Annotated in this window: 22 protein-coding genes; 14 read left to right on the top strand and 8 right to left on the bottom strand. The window is 54.1% G+C overall.

The annotated features are described in order from the left end of the window. Positions 1 to 162 precede the first annotated feature (162 nt). The 4 genes from GN242_RS11875 (at position 163) to GN242_RS11865 (ending at position 1,957) form a co-directional block, all read left to right on the top strand. Positions 163 to 438, top strand: coding sequence for a hypothetical protein (locus GN242_RS11875; protein ID WP_156287539.1), 276 nt, complete (start codon positions 163 to 165; stop codon positions 436 to 438). An 11-nt stretch (positions 439 to 449) separates the two neighbouring features. Beyond that, positions 450 to 1,352, top strand: a complete 903-nt coding sequence (locus GN242_RS11870; protein ID WP_154750900.1) for a DUF808 family protein — start codon at positions 450 to 452, stop codon at positions 1,350 to 1,352. Positions 1,353 to 1,398: 46 nt separating this feature from the next. Beyond that, the gene (locus GN242_RS21850) at positions 1,399 to 1,530 is read left to right on the top strand and encodes a hypothetical protein (RefSeq protein ID WP_255474411.1); all 132 of its coding nucleotides are present in this window, start codon (positions 1,399 to 1,401) and stop codon (positions 1,528 to 1,530) included. Positions 1,531 to 1,780: 250 nt separating this feature from the next. After that, a complete protein-coding gene (locus GN242_RS11865; protein WP_154750901.1) occupies positions 1,781 to 1,957 on the top strand; it encodes a YodC family protein in 177 nt (58 codons plus the stop codon). Positions 1,958 to 2,017: 60 nt separating this feature from the next. Here GN242_RS11865 and GN242_RS11860 read toward each other — a convergent pair whose 3' ends face one another. The 3 genes from GN242_RS11860 to GN242_RS11850 form a co-directional block, all read right to left on the bottom strand. Beyond that, positions 2,018 to 2,341 carry a DUF6388 family protein gene (locus GN242_RS11860; RefSeq protein WP_154750902.1) on the bottom strand — a complete coding sequence of 108 codons (324 nt, stop codon included), beginning with the start codon at positions 2,339 to 2,341 and terminating at the stop codon, positions 2,018 to 2,020. 97 nt (positions 2,342 to 2,438) lie between these two features. Next, a complete protein-coding gene (locus GN242_RS11855) occupies positions 2,439 to 3,740 on the bottom strand; it encodes an ABC transporter substrate-binding protein (RefSeq protein ID WP_231617090.1) in 1,302 nt (433 codons plus the stop codon). A 14-nt stretch (positions 3,741 to 3,754) separates the two neighbouring features. After that, a complete protein-coding gene (locus GN242_RS11850; RefSeq protein WP_156287538.1) occupies positions 3,755 to 5,320 on the bottom strand; it encodes a methyl-accepting chemotaxis protein in 1,566 nt (521 codons plus the stop codon). A 256-nt stretch (positions 5,321 to 5,576) separates the two neighbouring features. On the opposite strand from GN242_RS11850, the gene yedD reads away from it, so the two are divergent. Continuing rightward, positions 5,577 to 6,092, top strand: a complete 516-nt coding sequence (gene yedD / locus GN242_RS11845; RefSeq protein ID WP_156287537.1) for a lipoprotein YedD — start codon at positions 5,577 to 5,579, stop codon at positions 6,090 to 6,092. A gap of 38 nt (positions 6,093 to 6,130) precedes the next feature. On the opposite strand, the gene amyA is transcribed toward yedD, so the two are convergent. The 4 genes from amyA to fliD all read right to left on the bottom strand — a co-directional run bounded on the left by amyA (position 6,131) and on the right by fliD (position 9,950). After that, complete coding sequence (gene amyA / locus GN242_RS11840) at positions 6,131 to 7,609, bottom strand: alpha-amylase (RefSeq protein WP_154750905.1); 1,479 nt, start codon at positions 7,607 to 7,609, stop codon at positions 6,131 to 6,133. 132 nt (positions 7,610 to 7,741) lie between these two features. After that, on the bottom strand, positions 7,742 to 8,113 hold the full coding sequence (gene fliT / locus GN242_RS11835) for a flagella biosynthesis regulatory protein FliT (RefSeq protein WP_156287536.1): 372 nt from the start codon (positions 8,111 to 8,113) through the stop codon (positions 7,742 to 7,744). Between the two features lie 12 nt (positions 8,114 to 8,125). Beyond that, positions 8,126 to 8,524, bottom strand: a complete 399-nt coding sequence (fliS, locus tag GN242_RS11830; RefSeq protein ID WP_154750907.1) for a flagellar export chaperone FliS — start codon at positions 8,522 to 8,524, stop codon at positions 8,126 to 8,128. A 13-nt stretch (positions 8,525 to 8,537) separates the two neighbouring features. Continuing rightward, entirely contained in the window at positions 8,538 to 9,950 is a 1,413-nt protein-coding gene (fliD, locus tag GN242_RS11825; RefSeq protein WP_154750908.1) for a flagellar filament capping protein FliD, read from the bottom strand. A 278-nt stretch (positions 9,951 to 10,228) separates the two neighbouring features. On the opposite strand from fliD, the gene GN242_RS11820 reads away from it, so the two are divergent. The 8 genes from GN242_RS11820 to GN242_RS11785 all read left to right on the top strand — a co-directional run bounded on the left by GN242_RS11820 (position 10,229) and on the right by GN242_RS11785 (position 19,521). Then, entirely contained in the window at positions 10,229 to 11,539 is a 1,311-nt protein-coding gene (locus tag GN242_RS11820; protein WP_156287535.1) for a FliC/FljB family flagellin, read from the top strand. A gap of 83 nt (positions 11,540 to 11,622) precedes the next feature. Next, positions 11,623 to 12,828: a flagellin lysine-N-methylase gene (fliB, locus tag GN242_RS11815; RefSeq protein ID WP_154750910.1), complete on the top strand. Its 1,206-nt coding sequence runs from the start codon at positions 11,623 to 11,625 to the stop codon at positions 12,826 to 12,828. A 189-nt stretch (positions 12,829 to 13,017) separates the two neighbouring features. Further along, positions 13,018 to 13,986 (top strand): HNH endonuclease signature motif containing protein, encoded by a 969-nt coding sequence (locus GN242_RS11810; RefSeq protein ID WP_154750911.1) that lies wholly within the window; start codon positions 13,018 to 13,020, stop codon positions 13,984 to 13,986. A gap of 167 nt (positions 13,987 to 14,153) precedes the next feature. After that, entirely contained in the window at positions 14,154 to 14,876 is a 723-nt protein-coding gene (locus GN242_RS11805; protein ID WP_062742546.1) for an RNA polymerase sigma factor FliA, read from the top strand. Between the two features lie 43 nt (positions 14,877 to 14,919). Further along, positions 14,920 to 15,423 carry a flagella biosynthesis regulatory protein FliZ gene (gene fliZ, locus GN242_RS11800; protein WP_154750912.1) on the top strand — a complete coding sequence of 168 codons (504 nt, stop codon included), beginning with the start codon at positions 14,920 to 14,922 and terminating at the stop codon, positions 15,421 to 15,423. A gap of 566 nt (positions 15,424 to 15,989) precedes the next feature. Then, a complete protein-coding gene (locus tag GN242_RS11795; protein ID WP_154750913.1) occupies positions 15,990 to 16,967 on the top strand; it encodes a D-cysteine desulfhydrase in 978 nt (325 codons plus the stop codon). 257 nt (positions 16,968 to 17,224) lie between these two features. After that, positions 17,225 to 18,319, top strand: a complete 1,095-nt coding sequence (locus GN242_RS11790; RefSeq protein WP_154750914.1) for an acyltransferase family protein — start codon at positions 17,225 to 17,227, stop codon at positions 18,317 to 18,319. A gap of 125 nt (positions 18,320 to 18,444) precedes the next feature. Next, positions 18,445 to 19,521: an acyltransferase family protein gene (locus GN242_RS11785; RefSeq protein WP_374189536.1), complete on the top strand. Its 1,077-nt coding sequence runs from the start codon at positions 18,445 to 18,447 to the stop codon at positions 19,519 to 19,521. 48 nt (positions 19,522 to 19,569) lie between these two features. Here GN242_RS11785 and putA read toward each other — a convergent pair whose 3' ends face one another. Then, positions 19,570 to 23,517, bottom strand: coding sequence for a trifunctional transcriptional regulator/proline dehydrogenase/L-glutamate gamma-semialdehyde dehydrogenase (putA, locus tag GN242_RS11780; RefSeq protein WP_156287534.1), 3,948 nt, complete (start codon positions 23,515 to 23,517; stop codon positions 19,570 to 19,572). 440 nt (positions 23,518 to 23,957) lie between these two features. Between putA and putP the strand changes: the two genes are divergently transcribed. Next, positions 23,958 to 25,442 (top strand): sodium/proline symporter PutP, encoded by a 1,485-nt coding sequence (gene putP / locus GN242_RS11775; RefSeq protein ID WP_156287533.1) that lies wholly within the window; start codon positions 23,958 to 23,960, stop codon positions 25,440 to 25,442. Positions 25,443 to 25,633 lie beyond the last annotated feature (191 nt).

Genomic DNA, 25,633 nt, shown 5'->3' with positions numbered 1-25,633 from the left:
TGATACATCAGTCAGAAATATCAGGTTGTGAAATTGTTATAAGGGAAGGATTCTGCCACTATTTTTCCCGGATGGGCGTAATTTTTTTACAAAATTTGCACTCCATGTCCATAATTGCTTAGATTTGTCCCCTCTTTTCATACAGCCAGCCAGGGGTGAACCATGGCCAGTGTCAAACTGACGGTAAGACGTCTGTATAAACTCAGCGGCGAACGCATGGTCACCACCCAGGCGACGGCGCGTATTTTCGTGGGCGATCGGCTGATTGCCACCGAAGAGATCAGCGGGATGACCGAAAGCCCGGTAAGTAAATATCTGCACCATGCAGAAGCGCCGGGGCAGCCTGTGCGCGTTGAGTGGGACTGTGATGGTATCGCCGATATGGCGGTGGCTGAAATCGAGCTGTGCCCCTGTTGTCAACATGATGAACATGAATAAGGAACGAGATTTTGGCTGGAAGTAGTTTACTGACCTTACTGGACGATATTGCCACCCTGCTGGATGACGTATCCGTGATGGGCAAAGTGGCGGCAAAAAAAACCGCCGGCGTATTGGGGGATGACTTATCGTTGAACGCACAGCAGGTCAGCGGGGTGAAAGCTAACCGTGAGCTGCCGGTAGTATGGAGTGTGGCGAAAGGTTCTTTTCTTAACAAACTGATTCTGGTGCCGCTGGCGCTGCTTATCAGCGCCTTTGCTCCCTGGGCTATTACCCCGCTGCTGATGGTGGGCGGTGCCTACCTCTGCTACGAGGGTTTTGAGAAAGTGCTGCACAGCCTGCACAAAGATAAAAGTCAGGAAACGCCGGAAGCGCGGGAAGCACGCCTGCTGAATGCAGCGCAGCAAAATGCGGCAGAGTTTGAGAAGAAGAAGGTTAAAGGGGCGGTTCGGACCGATTTTATTCTGTCAGCAGAGATTGTGGCAATCACCCTGGGTATCGTGTCTGATGCTCCGCTGCTCAACCAGGTGATTATCCTGGCGGGCGTGGCCATTGCGGTAACCATTGGCGTGTACGGCATTGTCGCGGGCATTGTCAAAATTGACGATCTCGGCCTGTGGTTACAGCAGAAGTCATCTTCAGCGGCGAAAGCCATCGGCGGCGTGCTGCTGGTTGCTGCCCCCTGGCTGATGAAGATTCTGACGGTAGTCGGCACGCTGGCAATGTTTCTGGTGGGTGGGGGGATTATCGTCCACGGACTGCCGTTCCTGCACCATATGATCGAAGGGTTCAGCGCCGGTATGCAGGGCCTGCTGGCAACGCTGGTCAGCAACCTGGCTAACCTTATTCTGGGTGTTATTGTGGGGTCGATTGTGCTGTGCGTAGTAAATTTGATTGCCAAAATGCGCCAGTAATCAGTATAAAGACGGGCTGTAACCAGTAAATCTGTAGGGGTTAACGATGAACGAAGATATGTTTGAATTTGATATTGATGCACAGCTTGAGCAGGCAGAAGCCAATGCTCAGAAAAAAGCAGCTGAAGTGCCTGCTGATTTAGGCGACGAGGCAGACTGCGAAGGCTGTAAAATCTAAGCGCAAAATGCGACGGGTTTCACATAAAAAGCGTGTAGTAAAACTACGCGCTTTTTTTATATTCAGTGTTTTTAACTGCTTATTTTTATTTAACAAATGTTTTACCTGGTGTTAACAGCAGTTTCTCTGTTGAGATGCTATAACCTGAATAGCTCGATTTGCAGTATTAAATGGCTGTTGTCTTTGGAGCAGCGTATCTGCTACTTGAAAAATGACGGTATAGTGATAACCAGATAGGGAGGTGCTTTACATGAGTTTTATCGTCAGTGATGAAGTGCAACATAAGGATGGTGGCCCGGCGATGATTGTCACGGGTGTTGCCAGCGGTATGGTCGAATGTCGCTGGTACGACGGCTACAGTGTGCGCCGCGAGGCGTTCCGTGAAGAGGAGCTGTCATCATCGTCCGGTTCGCTTCTGGCCGGTTAACCAGCATAACGGTCAGAGCATACAGAGCGGGACGCCTTTTATCCGGGCGTCCCGCTGTGATTACAATTCGTTTTTAATACAAAACTCTTCCCAGCTCATCCCCAGCGCTTCAGCATGGGTATGCAGATAGGCTTCAATAGCCGCAACCATCACCTCTTTATCCGGCTCTGCCAGTTGAATGGCAAACAGCATGCCGTCCAGCTTCTTCTCACGCACGTAAGCTGCATAGGCGCGATCTTTCTGCATCGATTGAAGCTGTTCCACGCTCATGCCGAGAGTGGCGGCCTGTTCAGCCGTCAGGTTTTCAATGCCGGATTTCAGCGTCGGGTGCGCCTCAAGAAACAGATCTTTGGCGATAGCGTAATATTCTTCAACGGTTTTCATAGTGCAGGCCTGAATTGATGCAGAGAAATTGACAGGCGCTAGTGTACACGGCGCGATCGGCGGGGGAAAGCCGGGCAGACGTTCTGCCCGGTGCGGATTAAGGGTTGGTTTTGGCGTAGATATCGCTGACTGCCTGCTGGTTGCGTTTCAGGGTTTCATCCAGCGTCAGTTTGCCCTGTAACAGCGCGGCGATGTTTTCGCCCACAGCATTGCCCATCTGATCGAAACCGGGAATGCTGACGTACTGCACGCCCTGATAGGGCACCGGCCCGAGCGTCGGCTGCTCCACGCTGGCGCTCTCCATTGCCGCCTGTACCCGTTTTGCATAGGGGGCAAGGCGTTGATAGCTGGCCTGCTGATAGGTGGAGTAGCGGCTGCCCGGCGGAACCGCACCCCAGCCTACGGTTTTCGCCACCAGTTGAATATAAGCAGGCGACGTCGCCCAGCTGATAAACTCCTGCGCGGCACTTTTGTTAGCGGCACTGGCAGGTACCGCCAGCGCCCATGACCACAGCCAGTTTGAGCCGTTACGCGTCAGTTCACCGGGGGCCGGGGCAAAATCAATCTTATCGGCCACCCGTGAAATCTGCGGATTAATCAGCAGGCCGGCAGCCACGGTACTGTCCACCCACATGGCGCATTTACCTTCGGCAAAGAGCTTGAGGATCTGACCAAAGCTGTTCTCCGCGCTCTCGGGCGGGCCGTAATCATGCACCATCTGCACATAGTCGCTCAGTACTTCGCGCCACTCAGGGCTGTCCAGGGTCGGCTTCCAGTCAAGATCGAACCACTGCGCGCCGTAACCGTTGGCCATGGTGGTGATAAACGCCACATTGTCGCCCCAGCCGGGACGACCGCGCAGGCAGAGGCCGTATACGCCATTGGCTTTATCGGTCAGCTTCGCCGCCAGCCGTTTAATGTCGCTCCAGTTGACGTCATCGGGCATGGTCAGGCCACGGGCGGCGAACAGATCTTTCCGGTAATAGGTCATGCTGCTCTCGCCGTAGAACGGCAGAGCATAGAGTTTATCCTGCCAGGAGAGCGCTTTACGCACTGGTTTTAGCAGATCGTCCACCTGATAGTCTGCGGGCAGGTTATCCAGCGGCGTTAACCAGCCGCGCTTGCCCCACAGCGGCGCTTCATAAGTGCCAACGGTAATCACATCGAAGGTTGACTGGCCGCTGTTCATCGCCGCCAGCACCTGTTTGCGCAGTTCCGCATCATCCATCACCTGCCAGCGCAGATGAACACCGGGATGCGCCTGCTCAAAACTACCCGAAAGCTGCTGCATAATGGTCATATCACCATTGGCGATTGTCGCAATATTCAGCGTGGTGTCAGCCCGGGCAGCGCCCGCTGCCAGCATCAGCAGCAGGGCGGTGGTCAGTTTGTTACGCATAGTCGCTCCTGATTTCACAGCGATGGGGAACGGGGGCGGTCACCGCGTAAACGGAAGAAGGCCATTTTTTCCACCAGCAGTTCAGCGTGCTGATTCACCGTCTGGCTGGCGCTGCTCGCCTGCTGCACCAGGGCGGCATTTTGCTGAGTCGCGCTGTCCATCTGAATCACCGCCACGTTGACCTGTTCAATGCCGCTGGACTGCTGACGGCTGGAGATGGCGATCTCACCCACGATATCCACCACCCGTGCCACACCGCCGTTGATCTCCTGCAACATTTCGCCTGAGCGCAGCACCAGAGAGCTGCCGGTATCGACTTTGCTGACGCTGGTCTGAATCAGCGTTTTAATCTGCTGCGCCGCCTGAGCTGAACGCTGGGCCAGCTGGCGTACCTCAGCGGCTACAACGGCAAAGCCGCGTCCCATTTCACCGGCGCGAGCGGCTTCCACCGCGGCATTGAGTGCCAGCAGATTGGTCTGGAAGGCAATCTCATCAATCACCCGGTTTATATCGGCTATCTGCTTGCTGGAGCTCTCGATTTCACGCATCGCACCAACGGCATCGTCCAGCACTTTGCTGCCGCGTAATGCCTGTTCACGCACGGTCATCGCCAGTTCGTTCGCCTGTGAAGCGTTATCTGCATTATGTTTTACCGTGGCGGTCATCTGTTCCATGCTGGCAGCGGTTTGCTCCAGCGAACTGGCCTGCGCAAGGGTACGGCCGGAGAGATCCTGGTTACCTTCAGCCATCTGATGGGCGGCATCATTGAGCGCCACGGCGCTGTCGCCGACCTCACGCACAATACCGGAGAGGCGGTGATCCATACTCGCCAGGGCACGCATCAGCTCACCCAGTTCATCCGGCGCGAAATGTTCAATATGGTGGTCAAGCTGGCCGTTGGCGATCTCTTCCGCCAGCTGACGGGCATTGCCCACCGAGCGGCTGATCGAGCGTACCAGCATCATGCCGGCAATCAGCGCCATCAGCAGGCCAACGGTGAGAATAGCGATCAGGCTGTTACGTGCCAGCTGGTAGGAGTGTGCACTTTGCTGGTAGGTGTGTCCGGCGTGTTCGCGCATCAGCAGGTCAAGCTGGTCAATGCCCTGCTGCAACGCCAGACTGCCGCTGCGCAGTCGGGTTTCGATGATCACCAGCGCGGCTGAAGGGTTGCCGGTTTTTAGCAGTGCACCGGCATCGTTCAGCGCCTGCTGCCATCCGGTGAGGTCGCGCACAAATTGCTGACTGACTTTTTCGGTTCCGGGGATCTGTGCCAGACTCTGGTACTGAGCGCGCTCCTGTTCGATCTGGCTGGCATAGTGTTGAATAGTGGCAAGGCGTTTATCGACTTCTCCGGCGTCAGTCCAGTAGCGCAGCGCTTCAAACAGCGTGGCGGATTGTAATTGTGCCAGGCGATAGAGGCGGGCAGAACTTTGTAACGGCAGCAGTTCGGTACGGTAGGTGGCGGCGGCGCGCTGGTCAGCGGCGCGAAGCCCGATAATTCCCCATACTGCGGCGATAATCAGCAGTATGCACAGCAGGCCCACGATCCCGATCAGACGGGCGCGAATAGTTAATCGCATAGCAGTTGTTTCCCCTGAATTGACAAAGCAATGGTCTGGGAGGGTTGGTTGAATCTCTGCGCGGCTGGTTCCCTCAGATAACTGCTATCGGCAGCACATAAGGCAAACTTTAGCGATTTGCTTATTTTTCCTGCAAACTAAGTGCCGGAAAAGAGATGAAAAAACAGAAAGCGCGGTGGCAGGGCGCGCCGGGCTTGCGGCAGGGCAGGTAAAAATTATAACGTAACGCCTAATTGATAAAATCAGGATGAATAAAATGAAAAAGTGGATTGTTGCAGCGGCGGTGGTCACGGCCTTAAGTGGCTGTGCGCAGTTACCTGATTACGCCAGCGCGGTGAAAACTCCGCCTCCGGCAGCGCTGGTGGGTAACTGGCAAACCTTTGGCCCGCAGCGCGGTCTGGTCAGCGATCAGGCAAAAGCCAGCCTGATTATCACCGCTGAGGGTGATACCCTGGACTGCCGCCAGTGGCAGCGCGTCATCGCCAAACCGGGCAAAATCACCTATTTTGACGGCGAGTGGGTAAATGTGAATAACGAGGTGCGCGTAATGCCGCTGGAGCTGGAAGGCACCGAATTGCACTACGACAAGCTGATTATGCAGAAAGTGACGCAGCTTAGTGCCGAGTGCCGGAAAGCACGCGACGATCTGGCAAATGCAGCGGCGGCAAAACCGGTAGCGACGGCCGCGCCGACGGCCTTTGATACCGATGAAGAGCACCAGAAGAAACATAAAATGACATATATTGAGAAAGAGAAGAAACCGAAAAACTAAGCGTGGGATGTCGTGGCCGAACAGGCCACGACCGGAGTTTAAATCAGCACCCAAACGCTAACGCTGCCACCCTGACAGCGGAACGTTGCGTTACCCTGTTCGTCGCTGCCAACCTCTTCCGGGATATGCCCCAGCAGATCGCGCCAGCTTTTCCCGGCGTAATTCTCGCCCAGATCCAGCGTTTTCTCGCCAGCCTCTCCGTTAGACATGATCACCACGCAGCCCGGCATCTCATCGGTACCGCTGCGGGAAAAGGCGATGCAGTTGGGATGATCAAACCATTCGCGCTGCTCGCCGTGGGCATACTGCTGGCGTGCGCGTACCAGGGTTTCCAGTTCGGCAATCACTGGTATCTCAATTTTGTACTGCTCGCCGTCGCCGCCTTCATCTTCATAGCTGGCACCAAACAGGTCGGGATAGAACAGTGCCGGAACGCCGTTTTCACGCAGCAGGATCAGTGCATAGGCCAGCGGCTTAAACCAGGGGTCAACCGGAGCCTCCAGCGCCTGCAACGGCTGAGTGTCATGGTTAGCAACAATCGTCACGGCATGCCAGGGGTCGGTCGCCACCAGCGTATCAGTGAAAATCTGCGTGAGATCGTAGTCAGCGCCCTGTTTTGACGCGTTGTGGAAGTTCATTTGCAGCGGGGCATCAAACAGCATGGTTTTGCCTTCCACCTGGTGAATATACTGTTGCAGCTTATCCACCTCATGTGACCAGTACTCAGCCACAATAAAGAGCGGTTCCTCGGCCACTTCCTGTACGTGCTCAATCCACTCTTTATAGAACCAGGCCGGAATATGCTTCACGGCATCAAGGCGGAAGCCGCGACAGTGCACTTCGTTCATCACCCAGCGCGCCCAGTATTTCAGCTCTTCGGTCACCGCATGATTGCGGAAATCGATATTGGCTCCCATCAGATAGTCAAAATTGCCCAGCTCATCATCAACCTGATCGTTCCAGCCGTCACCGGTATAGTCGTTGACGATCTTGAACACGCCGTTTTCATCAGGATTTTCGATATGGTCGACGCCGCTAAAGCATTTGTAGTCCCAGATAAACCGGGAATATTTTCCGGCACGCACCGGGAAAGTAAAGCGCGTCCAGGCTTCAGCGGTAATCACTTCCGGATCAATCTCTTCGCGGTTATCCGGGTTTACCCGGTTGACCTGAACCTGCTCTTTTTCGTCGGCACCCATTTTATGGTTGAGTACCACGTCGAGAATTACGCCAATCCCATGAGATTTCAGCGCCTCTACGGCCGCCAGCAGTTGCTCTTTATCACCATATTTCGTGGCGCGGGAACCTTTCTGATCAAATTCACCCAGGTCAAACAGGTCATAGCTGTCGTAGCCAACGGAATAACCGCCGGATTCGCCTTTATACACCGGGGGCAGCCAGATATCCGTAATGCCAATCTCAGCCAGCCAGGGCGCTCGTTCTGCCGCTTCCGGCCAGAGTTTGCCGCCTGTAGGGTAGTACCAGTGAAAAAACTGCAACAGCGTGGGGTTCTGCATGTTTTGCTTCCATTTTCGCCAGACGGGAAAATGAAGTATGAGCGAGGCGGCAGAAAAAGTGCGGGCCAGGGGGGAATTATTTTCTCCGCGCTGGCCCGACTGGTGTTGAATAAAGGCATAACGAGTTAAATATCAGCTGTATCCGTTGGCTCCGGTGGGAAACAACACCACTCCAGCCCCTTTTGTATAGGCACTGTTTACCGACTTTTGGCGGCCGGCCTGCTGGATAAGACCGGCAATTTCATCCTGACGGTACTTAAGCAGCTTCTTCAGCTCGGCTTCATTATCAAGGATATGGCGCAGTACCGGGCGCAGCTGTTCCTGCGCATGAGTCGGTACCGGTTCATTTTGGGTCGCTTTCGCCAGTTTTTCCACGGCGCTGAGGTAGTTAACTTCCATATCAATCAGTTCGTCCCACTGTCCTTCTCCAGCCAGACGCAGCATAGACTGGCTGTGAGTCAAAATTTCCTGATAAATCGCGAGCAGATTTGGGGCAATTTTCATGTATACAGAGTCCTAAACCAGAGCGGTTGTGCCGGAAACCTCTTTCCAGGCGTCGGCGATATTGCGCAGCAGCGCTTCAACTTCTTCAATCCCAGCGGGATCATTGTCGATGTTAGCGCGCAGCAGGCGATGCACCATATAGCGGTACAGTCCCAGCAGATTTTGCGTTAACTCATCTTCAGTGGCTTCATCCAGGCCCAGTTTCAAACCATTTTCAATGATGTTAATGGCCTTAGATAATGACTCTCCTTTTTTAACCGTATTGCCGTCCTGTAAAAAAAGGCGCGCACGAACCAGGGCACTGAGTGCCCCATCGAACAGCAGAGTGATCAGCTGGTCATTGCTGGCACTCATCACTGCACTTTCTACGCCGATTTTTGCATAGGCTTTGGTACCGCTTGCGCTATACATTATGGTTCCTTACTTACGATGAACTGCTGCTGGAGCTGCTTGACGTCGCAAACTGCGTTGTCAGATAGCTACTGGTGGAGTTCAGTTTACTGATCATCACATCCAGCGCAGTGAACTGGGTTTTTAAACGAGCAATGGTGGCATCGATATTGTCGCTCACCTTGTTGTACTGCTCGGTCAGATTGTTCAGGGTCTTGCTGACGCCATTCGTTGCTGCCTGAATCAGGCCGGTGCTGGATAACCAGCTGGTCAGGTTGGTGGCCAGTTTGGTGGTGATACCGGTGGTTTTGCCGTCACCAATAATCATCGCTTTGATACCGTCCGGATCTTTCGCCAGCGCTGCATCCAGTTTGGTCTGGTCGGTGATCAGCTTGCCGCTGGTCGGATCGGTGGTAATACCAATCTGCGACAAACTTTTAAAAGTTGAGGTGCTGGCGGTATTGGTCAGCATATTTTTCATCTGCGACTGAATGGAACGCAGGGTGCTGTCACCCAGCAGGGCGCCATTGCTGCTGTCCTGTGCCGCTGTACCCGCATCCACCGCAGTATATTTAGTCAGCGCGTTGAGACTGTCCTGTAAAGCGTTATAGGCAGTTGCCCATGCGGCAATAGTACTTGAGGCAGTCGTGGTGTCTTTGGTGATCGTCAGCGACTGGGTGCCGCTGGTCTCCGCCGTCAGATTCAGCGTGATCCCCTCCAGCGCATCGCTGACGGTGTTGCTGCTGTTTTCAATATCAACGTTGTTCACTTTCAGCTGGGCGTTCTTTGCGGTTACGCTCTCGGTAACATTTCCGCCTGCTGTTCCGTCATAGGCGAGCAGGCTCTGCACCGCGCTGTCACCGGTAACGCTGATGGTGGCGGCATTATCAACACCGGTTTCATCAGATGTCAGCGACAGACGGTAGCTGCCGTCGCCGGTTTTAATAATGCTGGCGGTCATGCCGGCATCTGCTTTATTGATAGCATCGCGAATACCGGTCAGCGAGGAGTCTGCCGCCGTCACTTTGACGTCAACTGCTTTAGTGCTGCCCGCCAGCTTGATCGAGATGGTGCTGTCAGCCGTGGCCAGGGCAGTGGTGTTACTGGTCTGTACCCCGGTAGTCAGCGTCTGCGCCGCAGCCAGCTGTGAAACCGCGATAGTGTATTTACCTGCTACGGCACCGGTGCTGGTGGTGGCGCTGAAAGCTGTGGAGCTGCTCACAGTTTTGGTGGCGCTAAACAGGTCAGCTTTGTTCAGTTTATCGTTGGCAGTCTGAAAAGTGGTCAGTGCGCTCTTCATGGAGCTATAGGCACTCAGCTTGGCGGTAAAAGCGGTCTGCTGCGTTGAAATAGGAGTTAATGCAGCCTTTTCAGCCGTTTGCATGCTGGTTAATATGTCGCTTAACTGTAGGCCGGAGCCAATACCCAGGGTAGATACACTAGCCATGATGTTTCCTTTATTTAATCAGGACGGAGTATGAATACCGAGGTTATCGGCCATTGATGAGCAAAGTTTACGATTATTTGTGCAGCGGCAATAAAGCGAATAGCAGCCATAAGGAGGGGTATTTCTGCGAGTAGGGCAAAACGAAAAAAAACAGTGAGAGGCAAAAAAAATTCTAAAGGTTACTGGGGGACAGACGATAACAACTTTGACGGCGATGAAGCCGGGGGGCAAACAAGCCCAACCACTTAACCCGAAATGATTTAACAGGAAACTTTATCATGGCACAAGTAATCAATACCAACAGCCTCTCGCTGATCACCCAGAACAACATCAACAAAAACCAGTCTGCACTGTCTACTTCTATTGAGCGCCTGTCTTCTGGCCTGCGTATCAACAGTGCGAAAGACGATGCTGCTGGCCAGGCGATTGCTAACCGCTTCACCTCTAACATCAAGGGCCTGACTCAGGCTGCTCGTAACGCCAACGACGGTATCTCTGCTGCGCAGACTACTGAAGGCGCACTGTCAGAAATCAACAACAACTTACAGCGCGTTCGTGAACTGACCGTTCAGGCTCAGACCGGTACTAACTCTACTTCTGACCTGTCTTCAATCCAGGACGAAATCAAATCCCGTCTGTCTGAAATCGACCGCGTATCTGGTCAGACTCAGTTCAACGGCGTGAACGTACTGGCTAAAGATGGCAAAATGTCCATCCAGGTTGGCGCAAACGACGGTCAGACCATCGACATCGACCTGCAGAAAATCGACTCTTCTACTCTGGGTCTGGGCGGCTTCTCAGTATCTGGTAACGCGCTGAAAACTGGCGATACCATCACTCAGATCACCGGCGCTGCAGGTGTTGCTCCTGTTGCTGTTAACCTGTCTGCTGCTGCAACTTCACTGACTACCGCAACCGGTAAAACTGTTGATGCATCAAGCCTGACCCTGCACAACACCCTGGATTCAACTGGTGCGGCAACTAAAGAGTTCGTAGTACAGAGCGGCAGCGACTTCTACTCTGCATCTATCGACCACTCTACCGGTGCTGTTACCCTGAACAAAGCTGACGTTGAGTACAAAGATACCGACAACGGTCTGACCACCGCAGCAACTCAGGCTGACCAGCTGATCAAAGTAGGTACTGACTCTACTGGCGCAGCTAAAGGCTACGTGACCTTCCAGGGCAAAAACTTCGCCACAACCGTTGGTACTGCACTGGCCGATGACAACAGCAAAACTGGTACTGACAACAAAGTTGTTGTTGAACTGTCAACTGCAAGCCCAACTGCTGAGTTCGCTGGCGCAGCATCTGCTGACCCACTGGCACTGCTGGACAAAGCGATTGCACAGGTTGATACCTTCCGTTCAAGCCTGGGTGCGGTACAGAACCGACTGAACTCAGCGGTAACTAACCTGAACAACACCACCACTAACCTGTCTGCTGCTCAGTCCCGTATCCAGGATGCTGACTACGCAACAGAAGTGTCAAACATGTCTAAAGCGCAGATCATTCAGCAGGCTGGTAACTCAGTGTTGGCTAAAGCTAACCAGGTTCCACAGCAGGTTCTGTCTCTGCTGCAGGGCTAATCGATTAATCGATAAGCATACGAAAGGCGACCTCGGGTCGCCTTTTTATTAAGGCAATAACTCGATTTTAAGCGGGACAGAATATGAAAGAGATTACAGTTGTTGAGCCGGTTTTTGTCACTGACTTCAGGTGCGTAGGCAGTGAATGCCGCGACCACTGCTGCAAGGGGTGGGATGTCACGCTGGATAAAACAACGGTTAATCGCTATCTGAAAAGCGCTCAGATTGAAATCAGAAATATTGCTTCTGAAAACATTGTTAAAGTTAAAAAAAGTTTCAAGAACTGGGGGTTAATGAAGCTTACCTCAAAGGGAAACTGCGCGTTTATGGATGAAGAGAAGCTGTGCAAGGTACACAAACAGATGGGGCCGTCAGCTCTTAGCCCGACCTGTGCAACCTACCCGCGTACCCAGTACATGCATAAATATGAAGTCAAGAAATCGCTGACTCTCTCCTGCCCGGAAGCGACCCAAAAGCTTTTAACTCGACCGGATGCGATGCTGTTTAATCAGACTGTACAGATTCAGGCTGAAGCCAACAAAAACGAAGACGTTGATAATGAGCATAAATTAGTCAATCTGATGTGTGCCAATATGGTTAAAGCGGCGGGCTGTAACGCTAATGAAGGCCTGTATGGTATTGCGATGTTATTGCTTCATCTTGAGCAGATGAAAAAAGAGCAGGGTTTTAATAGCGAAGCATTAGAGAATGATTACTTTAATATCATGGATGCTATCGGCAACGGTTCAGCGGCGCAGAACATTGCGGAGATTAACAACAACCAGGAGTTACAGTGGTCATTGTTAATGCGGATGCAAACCTATTTCTCAAGCAAAACAAAAACACGCTCCTCAGATATGTTGCAGCATTACCTCACCAAGCTGGTACATATTCAGATTAGTGATGCCAAAGATCATGATATTGGTTCATCAATGACGCGTCTGGATGCGGTTTGGAACGAGAAAGTGATGCCCTGGATGGCAGAGCGACCACATTTGATCAGCAATTATCTGCAATACCGTATTTACAGCGACTCATTCCCCGGCTATCAGGGGCGTTCACCGTTAGCCAGCCTTTATCTGCTGACCGCTGAATGGTTTATGATCCGCTCGCTGATTGCGGCCTGCGTTGAGCTGGTGGGGGAGATATATGAGGATGATATTATTAATATTATCTACAGCTTCCATGCAGTGACAAAACATAATAACTCTTCAATGGCAGCGTTCTTTGAAGAAATTGATAACGTTAAAGTGAACGACGATTTGTCTTTAATTTATCTTTTAAAGTAATACCGTGATACTTCAGGGTTCAGGATTGCTGGCTCTTGCTGCTCACTCCAGTTACTACCGGAGTGAGCTTGTGAGAATTCGCTGCGTCGTTGCCTGCCTGCATCTCGAATTATTTAGGGTAGATATTAAATCCTTTTTACCTTTATTAAATCCCGCACTATCGCGGGTTTTTTCTCTCTGGAGTGTGCTATGCGCTTCAACTATGACTTGTTACCAGGGGAACTACTGCCGTTTGAGGAGATAAACGACCGCTACAGCAGAAAATACCCCGATGATAAATCGTTGACGACCCGTGGATTACTCAGCCCGTCAACTTCAAGCAAAAGCTGGACTATTCGCGCTATCTTTGCCAGCAAAGATAACCATATTCCGCTGGAAGACCTGCTGTTTATAACCAACGACAACGAACGTAAAAACTATCTGCAACGCTTCGAACACTATTTGCAGCGTCAGGAGAGTTTTCTCTACTTTCGTCGTCCGCTGGAACCTGCACCATGGAATACCTGGAAGGTAATGGGGGAGAGCAAAGTTCTCGCGATGCTCGATCCCGCCTCGATTATGGCGCAGAGCCTGCTGCAACAGCGTGGTTATACTCTGACACTGTTACGCAGCGATGAAGAAGATGAATACTGGCAGCTGTATGACCGTCAGTCGCAGCCCTGTTTCGAATATTCACGCCAGCTTCAGTTTATTGTGGTGCTGACCTCGCCGCTGCTGCCGCCACCCGGCGGCGTGATCCCGGGCACTCAGGTCGGGCGGCGCGTTAAAGCGCGCCTGTGGCAGCGTGCCAGCCAGCATGAGTTCACTCATGCGGTACGCCAGCGTTATGGCGCCTGTGTGATTACCGGTACGCTGCTGACGGATGAACACGCCTGGCCCTGGGTGGAGGCCTGCCATATCGATACCCGCGAGAATGAGCAGGGCTACCTGCTGGATAACAGCGTTGATAACGGGCTGTTTCTGCGCAGCGACCTGCAACGACTGTTTACCAGCCGCAGAATGACCATCGATCCGCTACACGGAACGGTGCATTTTCGCCGCGCCTTGCAGGAAGACCACACCCTGTTACCGTTCTATCAAGAGCTGGAAGGGAAGGTCTGTGCGCTGTGGCACCGGGTGCCGGAAAATACCCGTCAGCGTCTGATGCGTAAAAACTGAGAATTACCCTGAAATGAGATCCCCGCGACAAAAATTCGGTCTGCGGGGAGTGTTCAGCCGCACAAAAATTAAATAACCCGCCTTTTTAACCGCTATTCCCCCAATCAATATTCCCTACAGAAACAGATAATCGTGCCGATAACTTAATTAACGCAGGGTAGGTCAGAGTGAACGATCTATATACCGCCGATGGCGTGATGGACAAACATTCGCTGTGGCAGCGATACATACCGCTGGTTCGCCATGAAGCACTGCGCTTGCAGGTACGCCTGCCAGCCAGCGTGGAACTGGATGACCTGTTACAGGCGGGTGGGATCGGGCTACTGAATGCCGTAGAGCGTTACGACGCACTACAAGGCACCGCATTCACGACTTACGCCGTACAGCGTATTCGGGGGGCGATGCTCGATGAACTTCGTAGCCGCGACTGGGCACCACGCAGCGTGCGCCGCAATGCGCGCGAAGTGGCAGGGGCCATGCATCAGGTGGAACAGGCGCTAGGACGCTCCGCCACCGAGCAGGAAGTGGCTTCACAGCTTGATGTGTCGTTGGAAGAGTATCGGCAGATCTTGCTGGACACCAATAATAGCCAGTTGTTCTCCTACGACGAATATCGTGAAGAACACGGTGACAGCGCAGAGCTGGTGACGGACGGCCATGAAGAAGCCAATCCGCTGCACCAGCTTATGGAAGGAAGTCTGCGCGAGCGTGTCATTGAAGCGATTGAAGCACTGCCCGATCGCGAAAAAATGGTGCTGACGCTCTATTACCAGGAAGAGCTGAATTTGAAAGAGATTGGCGCAGTGCTGGAGGTGGGCGAGTCCCGTGTCAGCCAGCTGCACAGTCAGGCGATAAAACGCCTGCGCGCCCGGTTAACGGGAGCGCGCTGACGAAGTCAGTTTTGCACTCTCAACACCAACCGGGGAATCTCGAATGGGATCCAAAACTAAAATGAGGCCGTTGAGCCGTTATTTGAAAGACTACAAACACAGCCAGAGCAACTGTTCTCATTGTGGAAAAGTTCTAGATCGCATGGCACTGGTTTTTCGTGGTCAAATCATTAACAAAGAGGCCATCGCCCGGATGGATCAGCTGATCGACGATCAGGTCTGGTTAAAATTACAGAATGAGCTTACGGCACTGTGCCGTTTTTGTAGCGACATTTATTGCAATACTCATCCGACTTACTTTGACATCATGGCATTCAAGCAGTATCTGTTCGAGCAGACTGAAATGAGCCACAGTACCATTCGCGAATACGTTGTTCGCCTGCGCCGTCTGGATGACATGTTATCGGCGCGTAATTTCCCGGCAGAGCGCCTCAACGGCCCAAGCTGGCATGAATGTCTCGAAAATGATTTACCAGATGCAGGTAATAACAATTACCGTATTGCGCTGCGGAAGTACGATCAGTTCCTCGGCTGGCAGCGCAACTGAATAGCCTTCATCCTTGAAGCCGCAGCGGCGTTGGCTGCATTCGTTTACCCCAGTCACTTACCGGATGTAAGCTCCCGGGGATGCACGAACTTGCCGCCTTGCTGCGCCTAAACCAGGCCCTATAAGAAGGGGGCTCCAATTATTTTGGCTATTCTCTGGCTTCACACCTGAAGCCGCAGCGGCGTTGGCTGCATTCGTTTACCCCAGTCACTTACCTGATGTAAGCTCCCGGGGATGCACGAACTTGCCGCCTTGCTGCGCCTAAACCAGGCCCCATAAGGGGGCTCCAATTATTTTGGCTATTCTCCGGCTTCACACCTGAAGCCGCAGCGGCGTTGGCTGCATTCGTTTACCCCAGTCACTTACCTGATGTAAGCTCCCGGGGATGCACGAACTTGCCGCCTTGCTGCGCCAAACCGGGGCTTCAATTATTTTGGCTGTTCTTCTAAGGTTTGAAGCCGTTACCAGCGGAATCCTCGCGTTGTAATGCTGAAATTCGAAGATGACCATCAGGTCATCTTCTGCAACACTGTAGAGATAATCTGAAAGCCTGCCTGGAGGCCGCGTTGTCTTTACATAACATAGCTAATTTCCCCCGCCTTGAACTGCTGGGCTCGCCCACGCCTTTAGAGCATTTACCCCGTCTGTCCGATTATCTCGGGCGTGATATCTTTATCAAACGTGACGATGTCACGCCGGTGGCGCTGGGCGGTAATAAACTCAGAAAGCTGGAGTTCCTGGTGGCGGATGCCCTGCGCGCCGGTGCTGACGTGCTGCTGACCGCCGGTGCCATCCAGTCTAACCACGTGCGCCAGACGGCGGCGGTGGCGGCGAAGCTGGGCCTGAAGTGTGTGGCTCTACTGGAAAATCCCATTGGCACTACCGCAGAGAACTACCTGCATAACGGCAACCGTCTGCTGCTGGAGCTGATGAACACCGAAATCGTGATGGTGGATGCGCTGCATGCGCCTGATGTTCAGCTGGAGCAGCAGGCAACTCTGCTGGAAGCCCAGGGCTTTCGTCCTTACACCATTCCGGTTGGTGGCTCAAATGCGCTGGGAGCGCTGGGCTACGTTGACTGTGCGCAGGAGATTGCCCATCAAAGCGAAGGCGTGGTTGATTTTGCCGCGGTGGTCGTGGCCTCCGGCAGCGCAGGCACCCATGCCGGCCTTGCAGTGGGGCTTGAACATCTGCTGCCCGATACGGAGCTGGTAGGCGTCACCGTTTCCCGTAAAATTGCCGATCAGCTGCCAAAGGTGGATAAAATCCGCCATGAGCTGGCGCGCTCGCTGGAGATGGTGAGTTCCGCTCCCGTTACTTTGTGGGATGACTATTTTGCACCGCGTTACGGCGAACCGAATGAAGAGGGCATGGAAGCGGTGAAGCTGCTGGCCCGTCTGGAGGGGATCTTCCTCGACCCGGTCTACACCGGCAAGGCAATGGCAGGGCTGATTGATGGCATCAGCCAGAACCGTTTTCGCCGTGAGGGGCCGATTGTCTTTATCCATACCGGCGGTGCGCCAGCGCTGTTTGCCTATCGCTGACAGGCGGGGAGAAGGGCTTAAATCAGGCCCTTCTGCTTCAGTGAGTGGCGTGGAGTTAAGCAGAAGCAGCTTTTAAATAAAGCGCCCTCGCTAAGGATATTCTTAATTTCAAATACTACCTGCCTGAAATCAGTGGTTATTGCTGACTATACTTTATACAACCAGAAACATTTGGAATGATTTAGGATGATCCTCATAGTGATCCGCAGAGTATCAAGGGATACTTCTGAGATAATATGATGAGATCAGGTTTTATTATGTCTGTTTCTGGCAAGCAAGAAGTCCTGTGGATTAATACCCTCAAGGGCGGGTGCATATTATTGGTGGTTTTACATCACACCATTATTACCACCTTTATTCCCTCTTTGCAGTATCTTACGGCTGGAATGCTACCGGCTGAAATGTGGGTTGTATTTAATAAATATCTTTCGCCGCTGCGTATGCCGGCATTCTTTTTTGTCTCAGGCTTACTGGCAGCCAGTGCCATCAGTAAAAAGAGCTGGAACGAGGTATTTACTAAAAAATTCACTAACATCCTCTACCTCTATATTCTCTGGGGTGTGATTCAGTGGGCGAGTATTTACAATATTTCCGCCAATCTGATCGGTCAGAAGCTCTCAACGGCAGTGAATGCGGCCTATGCCAGTTCGCCGCTGGAGTTCGTTAAACTGTTGACGCTGTCGATGACCAGCCTGTGGTATCTCTATGCGCTGGCAGGATATTTCGTCGCCGCGAAGCTGTTCCATCGGCAGAAGGTGCTGCTGCTGGTTGGAGCGATACTGCTTAACTATGCCACGCAGTTCCATCTGGTGCCCGGCTGGGGGCCGAACGGTGTAGTGCAGAACTTTGTCTATTTTGTGCTGGGTGCTTTCTTCAGCCATACGCTGGTGGAGTTAAGCCAGCTGACGCGCCGTCACCTTGCTCTGCTCGGTGCCATGGTGCTGATTGGCGTGGCGCATCATGCTGCCGGGATGATGAAAAACCCGTTCTACTGCATCGTGGCAATTGTGGCCGGGATTGTGCTGTGCCGTGCGCTGAATAACCGCTTTAATATGGCCTGGCTCAACTGGATAGGCCGTAATACGCTGCAAATTTACGTGCTGCATCGCATCTTTATCGAACTGCTGGGCCTGACCATGCTGACGCTGGCGGTGAAATACGGCCTGTTTGATAGCCAGGCCTTCTCACTGACCTGGGCGCTGTTGCTGCCGGTGGTGGCAGTCACGGTTACTACCTGTATTTCGCTGGTGGCGTGGAATCTGCTTAATCGCGGCCCGGGTAAAGCACTGTTTATCTATCCGCGACTGCTGCGAAAACCACAGCCGGTGGAGAAAGCCACTAACAACGGCTAATGACAATTAATAATGGCCGATAGTTAATATCGGCCATTTTTTATACCAATTATAAATATAAAAACCGTGCACGTAACGGAGGACAGTTTTTTTCTTTACACACACCAGTACTCATTGTCGGAGTCATTACCATGACAACCAAAAAAGAAATCCCCTGGGTAAATACCCTGAAAGGCGGCTGTATTTTACTTGTGGTGCTTTACCACGTGATGCTGCCAGGCTATGCCGATACCGCGTCGTTACTTACCGCCGGGCAGTTACCGGCTAAATTATGGCTGGCCTTTAATCAACATCTTTCCCCATTACGCATGCCGGCATTTTTCTTTGTCTCCGGAATGCTGGCGGCTAATGCCATCCTGAACCGGCCCTGGAAACAGGTGTTCACCAGCCGCGTCACCAATCTGTTTTATCTCTATTTCCTCTGGGGCGCGATCCAGTGGCTGATGATTAACGGCGTTTCGCAGGGGATTATGGGTGAACATCTCTCCGATAATATCAACGCCGCCTGGGCTGACTCCCCGTGGCAGTTTCTTAAGCTGATGCTGCTGGCAATGAGCTCCTCATGGTATCTCTATGCACTGGCGCTGTTCTTCCTGTTTGCCCGCCTGTTCCGGCAGCAAAAGCCGCTGATACTGCTGGTGGCTGTGGTGCTGAACTACGCCGCCGTCAGCAATATTATTCCAGGCTGGGGGCCGGAGAGCCTGTCACAGTACTTTATCTTCTTCCTGTTTGGCGCTTTTTACAGCGAGCTGCTAATTCGCTGGAGCGAGTGGCGACGCGATAACCTGCTGCCCTGGGCGCTGCTGACGGTGCTGGCCGCAGGACACAGTCTGCTGGGGCTGCAACAGAGTCTGTTCCTCTGCGTGTTGGCCATCCTTTTCTGCATTGCTTTCTGCCGCTGGCTGAATCAGACGTTTTCTATGCGCTGGTTAAATTGGGTGGGGAAAAACACATTGCAGATCTATGTGCTGCACCGCATTTTCATTGAGTTCTTTGGTCTGTCAGCAATCCTGTTTGCCGTCAGTCATCAGCTGTTCGCCAGCCCGTCATTCTCACTGCTGTGGGCCGTCGGTTTCCCGCTGCTGATGGTACTGCTGTGCGTTGGCTGCTCCGTGGCGGTGTGGACACTGCTGAATCGAGGCTGGGGACAGTCGCTGTTTATCTATCCGAAACTGCTGCGTATGAAGTTTGATGCCCGGTAATCAAAAAGGGCGACCACTATGGTCGCCCGTATTTCTGTGCCTGCTGGATCAGCCGATGGTCATCAGGCTGGCATTGCCTCCCGCCGCAGCGGTATTCACACTGAGTGAGCGCTCCAGCAGCAGGCGTTCCAGCAGCAGGTTGGTCTCACCGCGAGCAAAGCCCTGCACCGATATAATCGCCCCGCTGCGGGCTGCCACCGCCTGACAGAGATCGCGCAGCTGATCGGCATCACCATGATAGATCACCGCATCAAAAGTGGTGCTCTCCAGCGGCCTGGCGGCAAACGCTATGCGCTGCTGTACCGCTTCCGGCAGCTGCTGCCACAGGCTGCGATGCAGATCGTCATCACTCCACAGCGCACGGCTGCCAACGGCGGTTACCGCCGCCAGCTGCACCAGCGCATCCTGCTCATTATCTGCCAGACAGAGTACCTGCTCACGCGGCAACAGCGTAAACGTATTGCGCTCCCCCGTTGGGCCCGGCAGCAGACGCACGGTGCCCCCCTGGCCCAGCTCGGCAAAGCGTTCGCAGCAGGCTGCCAGCTGCGGGCGGTCTGCGGCCCAGGCGGTAAGAGCCTGATGCGCCAGCAGCAGCGCCGGACGCAGCGTGGCGTCCAGCGGGCGCTCTTTATCCTGACGATTCAGGGTAACGCAGAGTGCATTATCCGGACGGTGCGACAGCAGACGATAGAGATAGAGCGGGCCACCGGCTTTCGGCCCGGTGCCGGACAGCCCTTCACCGCCAAACGGCTGCACACCCACCACTGCACCGACCATGTTGCGGTTCACATAGAGGTTGCCGACGTGGGCTTTCTGCACCACCTGATTAATCGTCTCATCGATACGCGTATGCACGCCCAGCGTCAGTCCGTAGCCGGAGGCATTAATCTGATCGATCACCTGCGGCAAGGTATTGCGCGCAAAGCGCACCACGTGCAATACCGGGCCGAAGATCTCTTTGGTCAGATCCTCAACCTTGTTCAGCTCAATCAGCGTTGGCATCACAAAGGTACCGCTCTGCCATTCGTGGCGGCCTGGGGCCTGCGGCTGTGCCGCCTGAAATACGCTAAAGCCTTTGCTGCGCATTGACTCAATATGCTGCTCAATTCCCGCTTTGGCTTCGGCATCGATCACCGGGCCAATGTCGGTTGAGAAGCGTTCCGGATTACCCATGCGGCATTCGGCCATCGCACCGCGCAGCATCTGTAAGGTATGTTCCGCCACATCATCCTGGACGCAGAGCAGGCGCAGGGCAGAGCAGCGCTGTCCCGCACTGTCAAAGGCGGAGGCAACGATATCGGTCACCACCTGCTCGGTCAGTGCGGATGAGTCGACGATCATCGCATTCATCCCGCCGGTTTCAGCGATCAGCGGCGTCGGACGGCCCTGCGGATCAAGGCGTCCGGCCAGATTGCGCTGGAGCAGGGTGGCAACGGCCGTGGAGCCGGTAAACATCACGCCGCGAACCCGTTCATCCTGCACCAGCTGCGCGCCAACGGTTTCCCCTGCGCCTGGCAGCAGTTGCAGTGCGCCCTGCGGCACACCTGCTTCATGCAGAATCGCCACCGCCTGGGCAGCAATCAGCGGCGTCTGTTCGGCGGGTTTCGCCAGCACGCTGTTACCGGCGGCCAGCGCGGCGGCAATCTGACCGCTGAAGATCGCCAGCGGAAAATTCCACGGGCTGATGCAGACCACCGGGCCTAACGGACGATGAGTTTCATTATCGAAATCGTCGCGAACCTGGCCCGCATAATAGTGCAGGAAGTCTACCGCTTCACGGACTTCTGCGATGGCGTTACTGAAGGTTTTACCCGCTTCACGCACCAGAATGCCGATCAGGCGTTGCATCTGGCCTTCCATCATAATGGCCGCCCGCTCAAGGATGGCGGCACGCTCCTGCGGCGGCGTGGCAAACCAGATCGGCCCGACACCCGCAGCGGCATCCAGCGCCGCAGAGACCTCTTCCGCAGTCGCGCTGCGCACATATCCCACCACATCCATTGGTTCAGCCGGGTTAATTACCGGGCTGCTTTCGCCTGCTGCCAGCGGAGCATCAATTATCGGCTGCACCTGCCAGGTCTGGCTGGCGCTGTTCAGCAGTGCGCTGGAGAGTGAAGCAAGGCGATGTTCATTGGCCAGATCCAGCCCGGCGGAGTTCTGGCGATGCTTGCCATACAGCTCACGCGGCAAAGGGATTTTTGGATGCGGCAGGCCGACGGCCCCTTCGCTGCGCGCCAGCGCTTCCACGGCGGAAACCGGATCGGCGACCAGCTCATCCAGCGGCAGGGTGGCATCGGCAATACGGTTAACAAATGAGGTGTTGGCACCGTTCTCCAGCAGGCGGCGCACCAGATAGGCGAGCAGGGTCTCATGAGTACCAACCGGAGCATAAATACGGCAGGGGCGATTAAGCTTACCGTCCGCGACTTTGCCCACCACCTGTTCGTACAGCGGTTCACCCATGCCGTGCAGGCACTGGAACTCATATTGACCCGGATAGTAGTTATTGCCTGCCAGCTGATAGATAGCCGCCAGCGTGTGCGCATTATGGGTGGCGAACTGCGGATAGATCAGGTTTGGCACCGCCAGCAGTTTGCGAGCGCAGGCAAGGTAGGAGATATCGGTATATACCTTGCGGGTGTAGACCGGATATCCCTCCAGCCCGTCCATCTGGGCGCGTTTGATTTCGCTGTCCCAGTAAGCCCCTTTCACCAGGCGGATCATCAGGCGGCGACGGCTGCGCTGGGCCAGATCGATAAGATAGTCGATCACCATCGGGCAGCGTTTCATATAGGCCTGAATAACAAAACCGATGCCGTTCCAGCCTTCCAGCTCCGGCTCAAAGCAGAGTTTTTCCAGCAGGTCGAGAGACAGCTCCAGGCGGTCGGCTTCTTCGGCATCGATATTAATGCCGATGTCGTAGCTGCGCGCCAGCAGGGTCAGTGATTTCAGAATAGGGTAGAGCTCCTCCATCACCCGCTCATACTGCGCACGGCTGTAGCGCGGGTGCAGGGCAGAGAGCTTAATCGAGATGCCCGGGCCTTCATAGATACCGCGACCGTTTGAGGCCTTGCCGATGGCATGAATCGCCTGCTGATACGAGAGCAGATAGGCTTTCGCATCCTGGGCCGTCAGCGCGGCTTCGCCGAGCATATCGTAGGAGTAGCGGAAACCCGTCTCCTCCAGTTTACGGGCATTAGCCAGCGCTTCGGCGATGGTTTCTCCGGTAACAAACTGCTCACCCATCAGGCGCATCGCCATATCGACCCCTTTACGGATCAACGGCTCGCCGCTCTTACCGATAATCCGGTTCAGGGAGCGCGAAAGATTCGCTTCGTTATGGGTGGCGACCAGGCGGCCGGTAAACAGCAGGCCCCAGGTGGCGGCATTGACGAACATTGACGGGCTGCGGCCAAGATGCGAATGCCAGTTGCCGTTGCTGATTTTATCGCGGATCAGCGCATCGCGGGTTGGCTTATCAGGAATACGCAGCAGCGCTTCAGCCAGGCACATCAGCGCCACCCCTTCCTGTGAGGAGAGGGAGAACTCCTGAAGCAGGCTCTGCACCATTCCGGCGCGTCCGCCTGCACCTTTCTGGTGCCGCAGCTTGTCCGCCAGCTGGTATGCCATACGGTGGGTGGACTCTGCCAGCGGCTGTGGTAAACGCGCCTGCTCCAGCAGCATCGGCACCGCTTCCGTTTCAGGACGACGCCAGGCGGAGGTAATGGCGGCACGGGCGACCGACTGTGGCAGAATCTGCTCGGCGAAGTCGAGGAAGGGCTGATGCGTCTCCTCCGGCGGGCGTTCCTCAGTTTCAACCGGGGTGCTGCCGGTTGGAAGTTCAGGCAATGCAGTACCTTGCTCAATCTGGTGCAGATAGTTGAAAATAGCCTGCTTGATCAGCCAGTGCGGGGTGCGGTCAATTTGCAGTGCGGCCTGTTTAATCCGGTCACGCGTGGCATCGTCCAGTTTCACGCCCATGGTAGTTGTGCCCATGCCTTACAGCTCCTGAATCAGTGGATAACAAATGATAGGGTGCAATATCACTGATGTTGCAACTTTGTGCAACCTCGTTAAATGTGACCCTATCCTCAAACTTTAAAACTGGCTTTTTGTTAACGCACAAAAAGCGGCATGGATATTGCTGCAAGAATCTCGCCAGGTTTACAGAGTGCCGTAAACCCTGGGTTTAATGAGGATGTTGTGCGGGTGCAACCGGGCGAAATGTGATGGAGTGCAACCTGCCAACATTTAGAGGTAACAACCTGGTGAAATGGATGTGCAAGCTGTGTTAAATCGTTTGTGCCACACAGCCGTTTACGGCAGGATACCGCCCCCGGCTGGATGCCATAACCTTGCGCTGGCTTGCTACGTTCCGGCAGCTGACGCATATACAGCCTCCCGCTGTGGAAACTAATAATAAGTGGAGAACCTGAATGACTGTAAGTACGCCAATGATGGTGACATTTTGTATTTATATTCTCGGCATGGTGTTGATTGGTTTTATTGCTTACCGTTCAACGAAAAACTTTGATGACTATATTCTGGGTGGACGCAGTCTGGGCAGCGTGGTAACTGCGCTCTCTGCCGGTGCATCGGATATGAGCGGCTGGCTGCTGATGGGGCTACCGGGTGCCATCTTCCTTTCCGGGATTTCCGAAAGCTGGATTGCCATCGGCCTGACACTTGGTGCCTGGCTGAACTGGAAAATTGTTGCGGGCCGTCTGCGTGTGCAGACTGAGTATCATGATAATGCCCTCACGCTGCCTGACTATTTCTCCAGCCGTTTTGAAGACTCCAGCAAGCTGCTGCGGGTGATCTCAGCGCTGGTTATCCTGGTGTTCTTCACCATCTACTGCGCCTCGGGCGTGGTGGCGGGCGCACGACTGTTTGAAAGCACCTTCGGCATGAGCTATGAAACGGCGCTGTGGGCCGGTGCCGCAGCCACTATCGTTTACACCTTCGTTGGCGGGTTCCTGGCAGTGAGCTGGACGGATACTGTTCAGGCCACCCTGATGATTTTTGCTCTGATCCTGACGCCGATCATGGTTATCCTCGCCGTCGGTGGCCTGGATGATGCGATGAAAGTGATCGAAGCAAAAAGCCTCGGCAACGTTGATATGCTGAAGAACCTGAACTTTGTGGCGATTATCTCTCTGCTGGGCTGGGGACTGGGCTACTTCGGTCAGCCGCATATTCTGGCGCGTTTTATGGCTGCTGATTCTCATCGCTCCATTCGTACCGCGCGCCGTATCGGCATGGTCTGGATGATCCTCTGCCTGGCGGGTGCCGTTGCCGTGGGCTTCTTCGGTATTGCCTACTTCCAGAACCATCCGGATCAGGCGGGCGAAGTCTCGCAAAACGGTGAGCGTATCTTTATAGAGCTGGCGCGTATTCTCTTTAACCCCTGGATTGCCGGTATTCTGCTGTCGGCAATTCTCGCGGCAGTAATGTCCACTCTTAGCTGCCAGCTGCTGGTCTGTTCCAGCGCGCTGACGGAAGATCTGTATAAGAACTTCCTGCGTAAGGGTGCCAGCCAGCGTGAACTGGTATGGGTCGGGCGTCTTATGGTGCTGCTGGTGGCCGCCATTGCCATTGCGCTGGCGGCGAATCCGGACAACCGTGTGCTGGGGCTGGTGAGCTACGCCTGGGCGGGCTTTGGCGCTGCATTCGGGCCGGTAGTACTGCTTTCTCTGGTGTGGAAGCGCATGACGCGTAATGGCGCACTGGCCGGTATGATTGTCGGTGCGGCAACGGTTCTGATCTGGAAACAGTATGCATGGCTGAATCTTTACGAGATCATCCCGGGCTTCCTGTTTGCCACGATTGCCATTGTGGCGTTCAGCCTGCTGGGCAAAGCGCCATCTGCCGCCGCGCAGCAGCGTTTTGATGCCGCTGAAGCGGAATACCAGGCCGACTAATAATCGTTCTCTGTGCGCTGGCGTTGTCTGATGCCAGCGTATAGGCTTGTTTTCTGCCATTCCCGCTATACGTTCAGGCTCTCTGACGGGGCCTGGCGTTGAGGAACTGCCCGCCCGCAGCTACCTCGAATGCTTTTACCCTCCTCGCAAAACACGAAAATATCTTCCAGCCATCTTGTAATTTAATGCGC

The sequence above is a fragment of the Erwinia sorbitola genome (assembly GCF_009738185.1).
GTDB classification, from domain to species: domain Bacteria; phylum Pseudomonadota; class Gammaproteobacteria; order Enterobacterales; family Enterobacteriaceae; genus Erwinia; species Erwinia sorbitola.
This window is presented reverse-complemented; position numbering and strand designations above follow the sequence as displayed.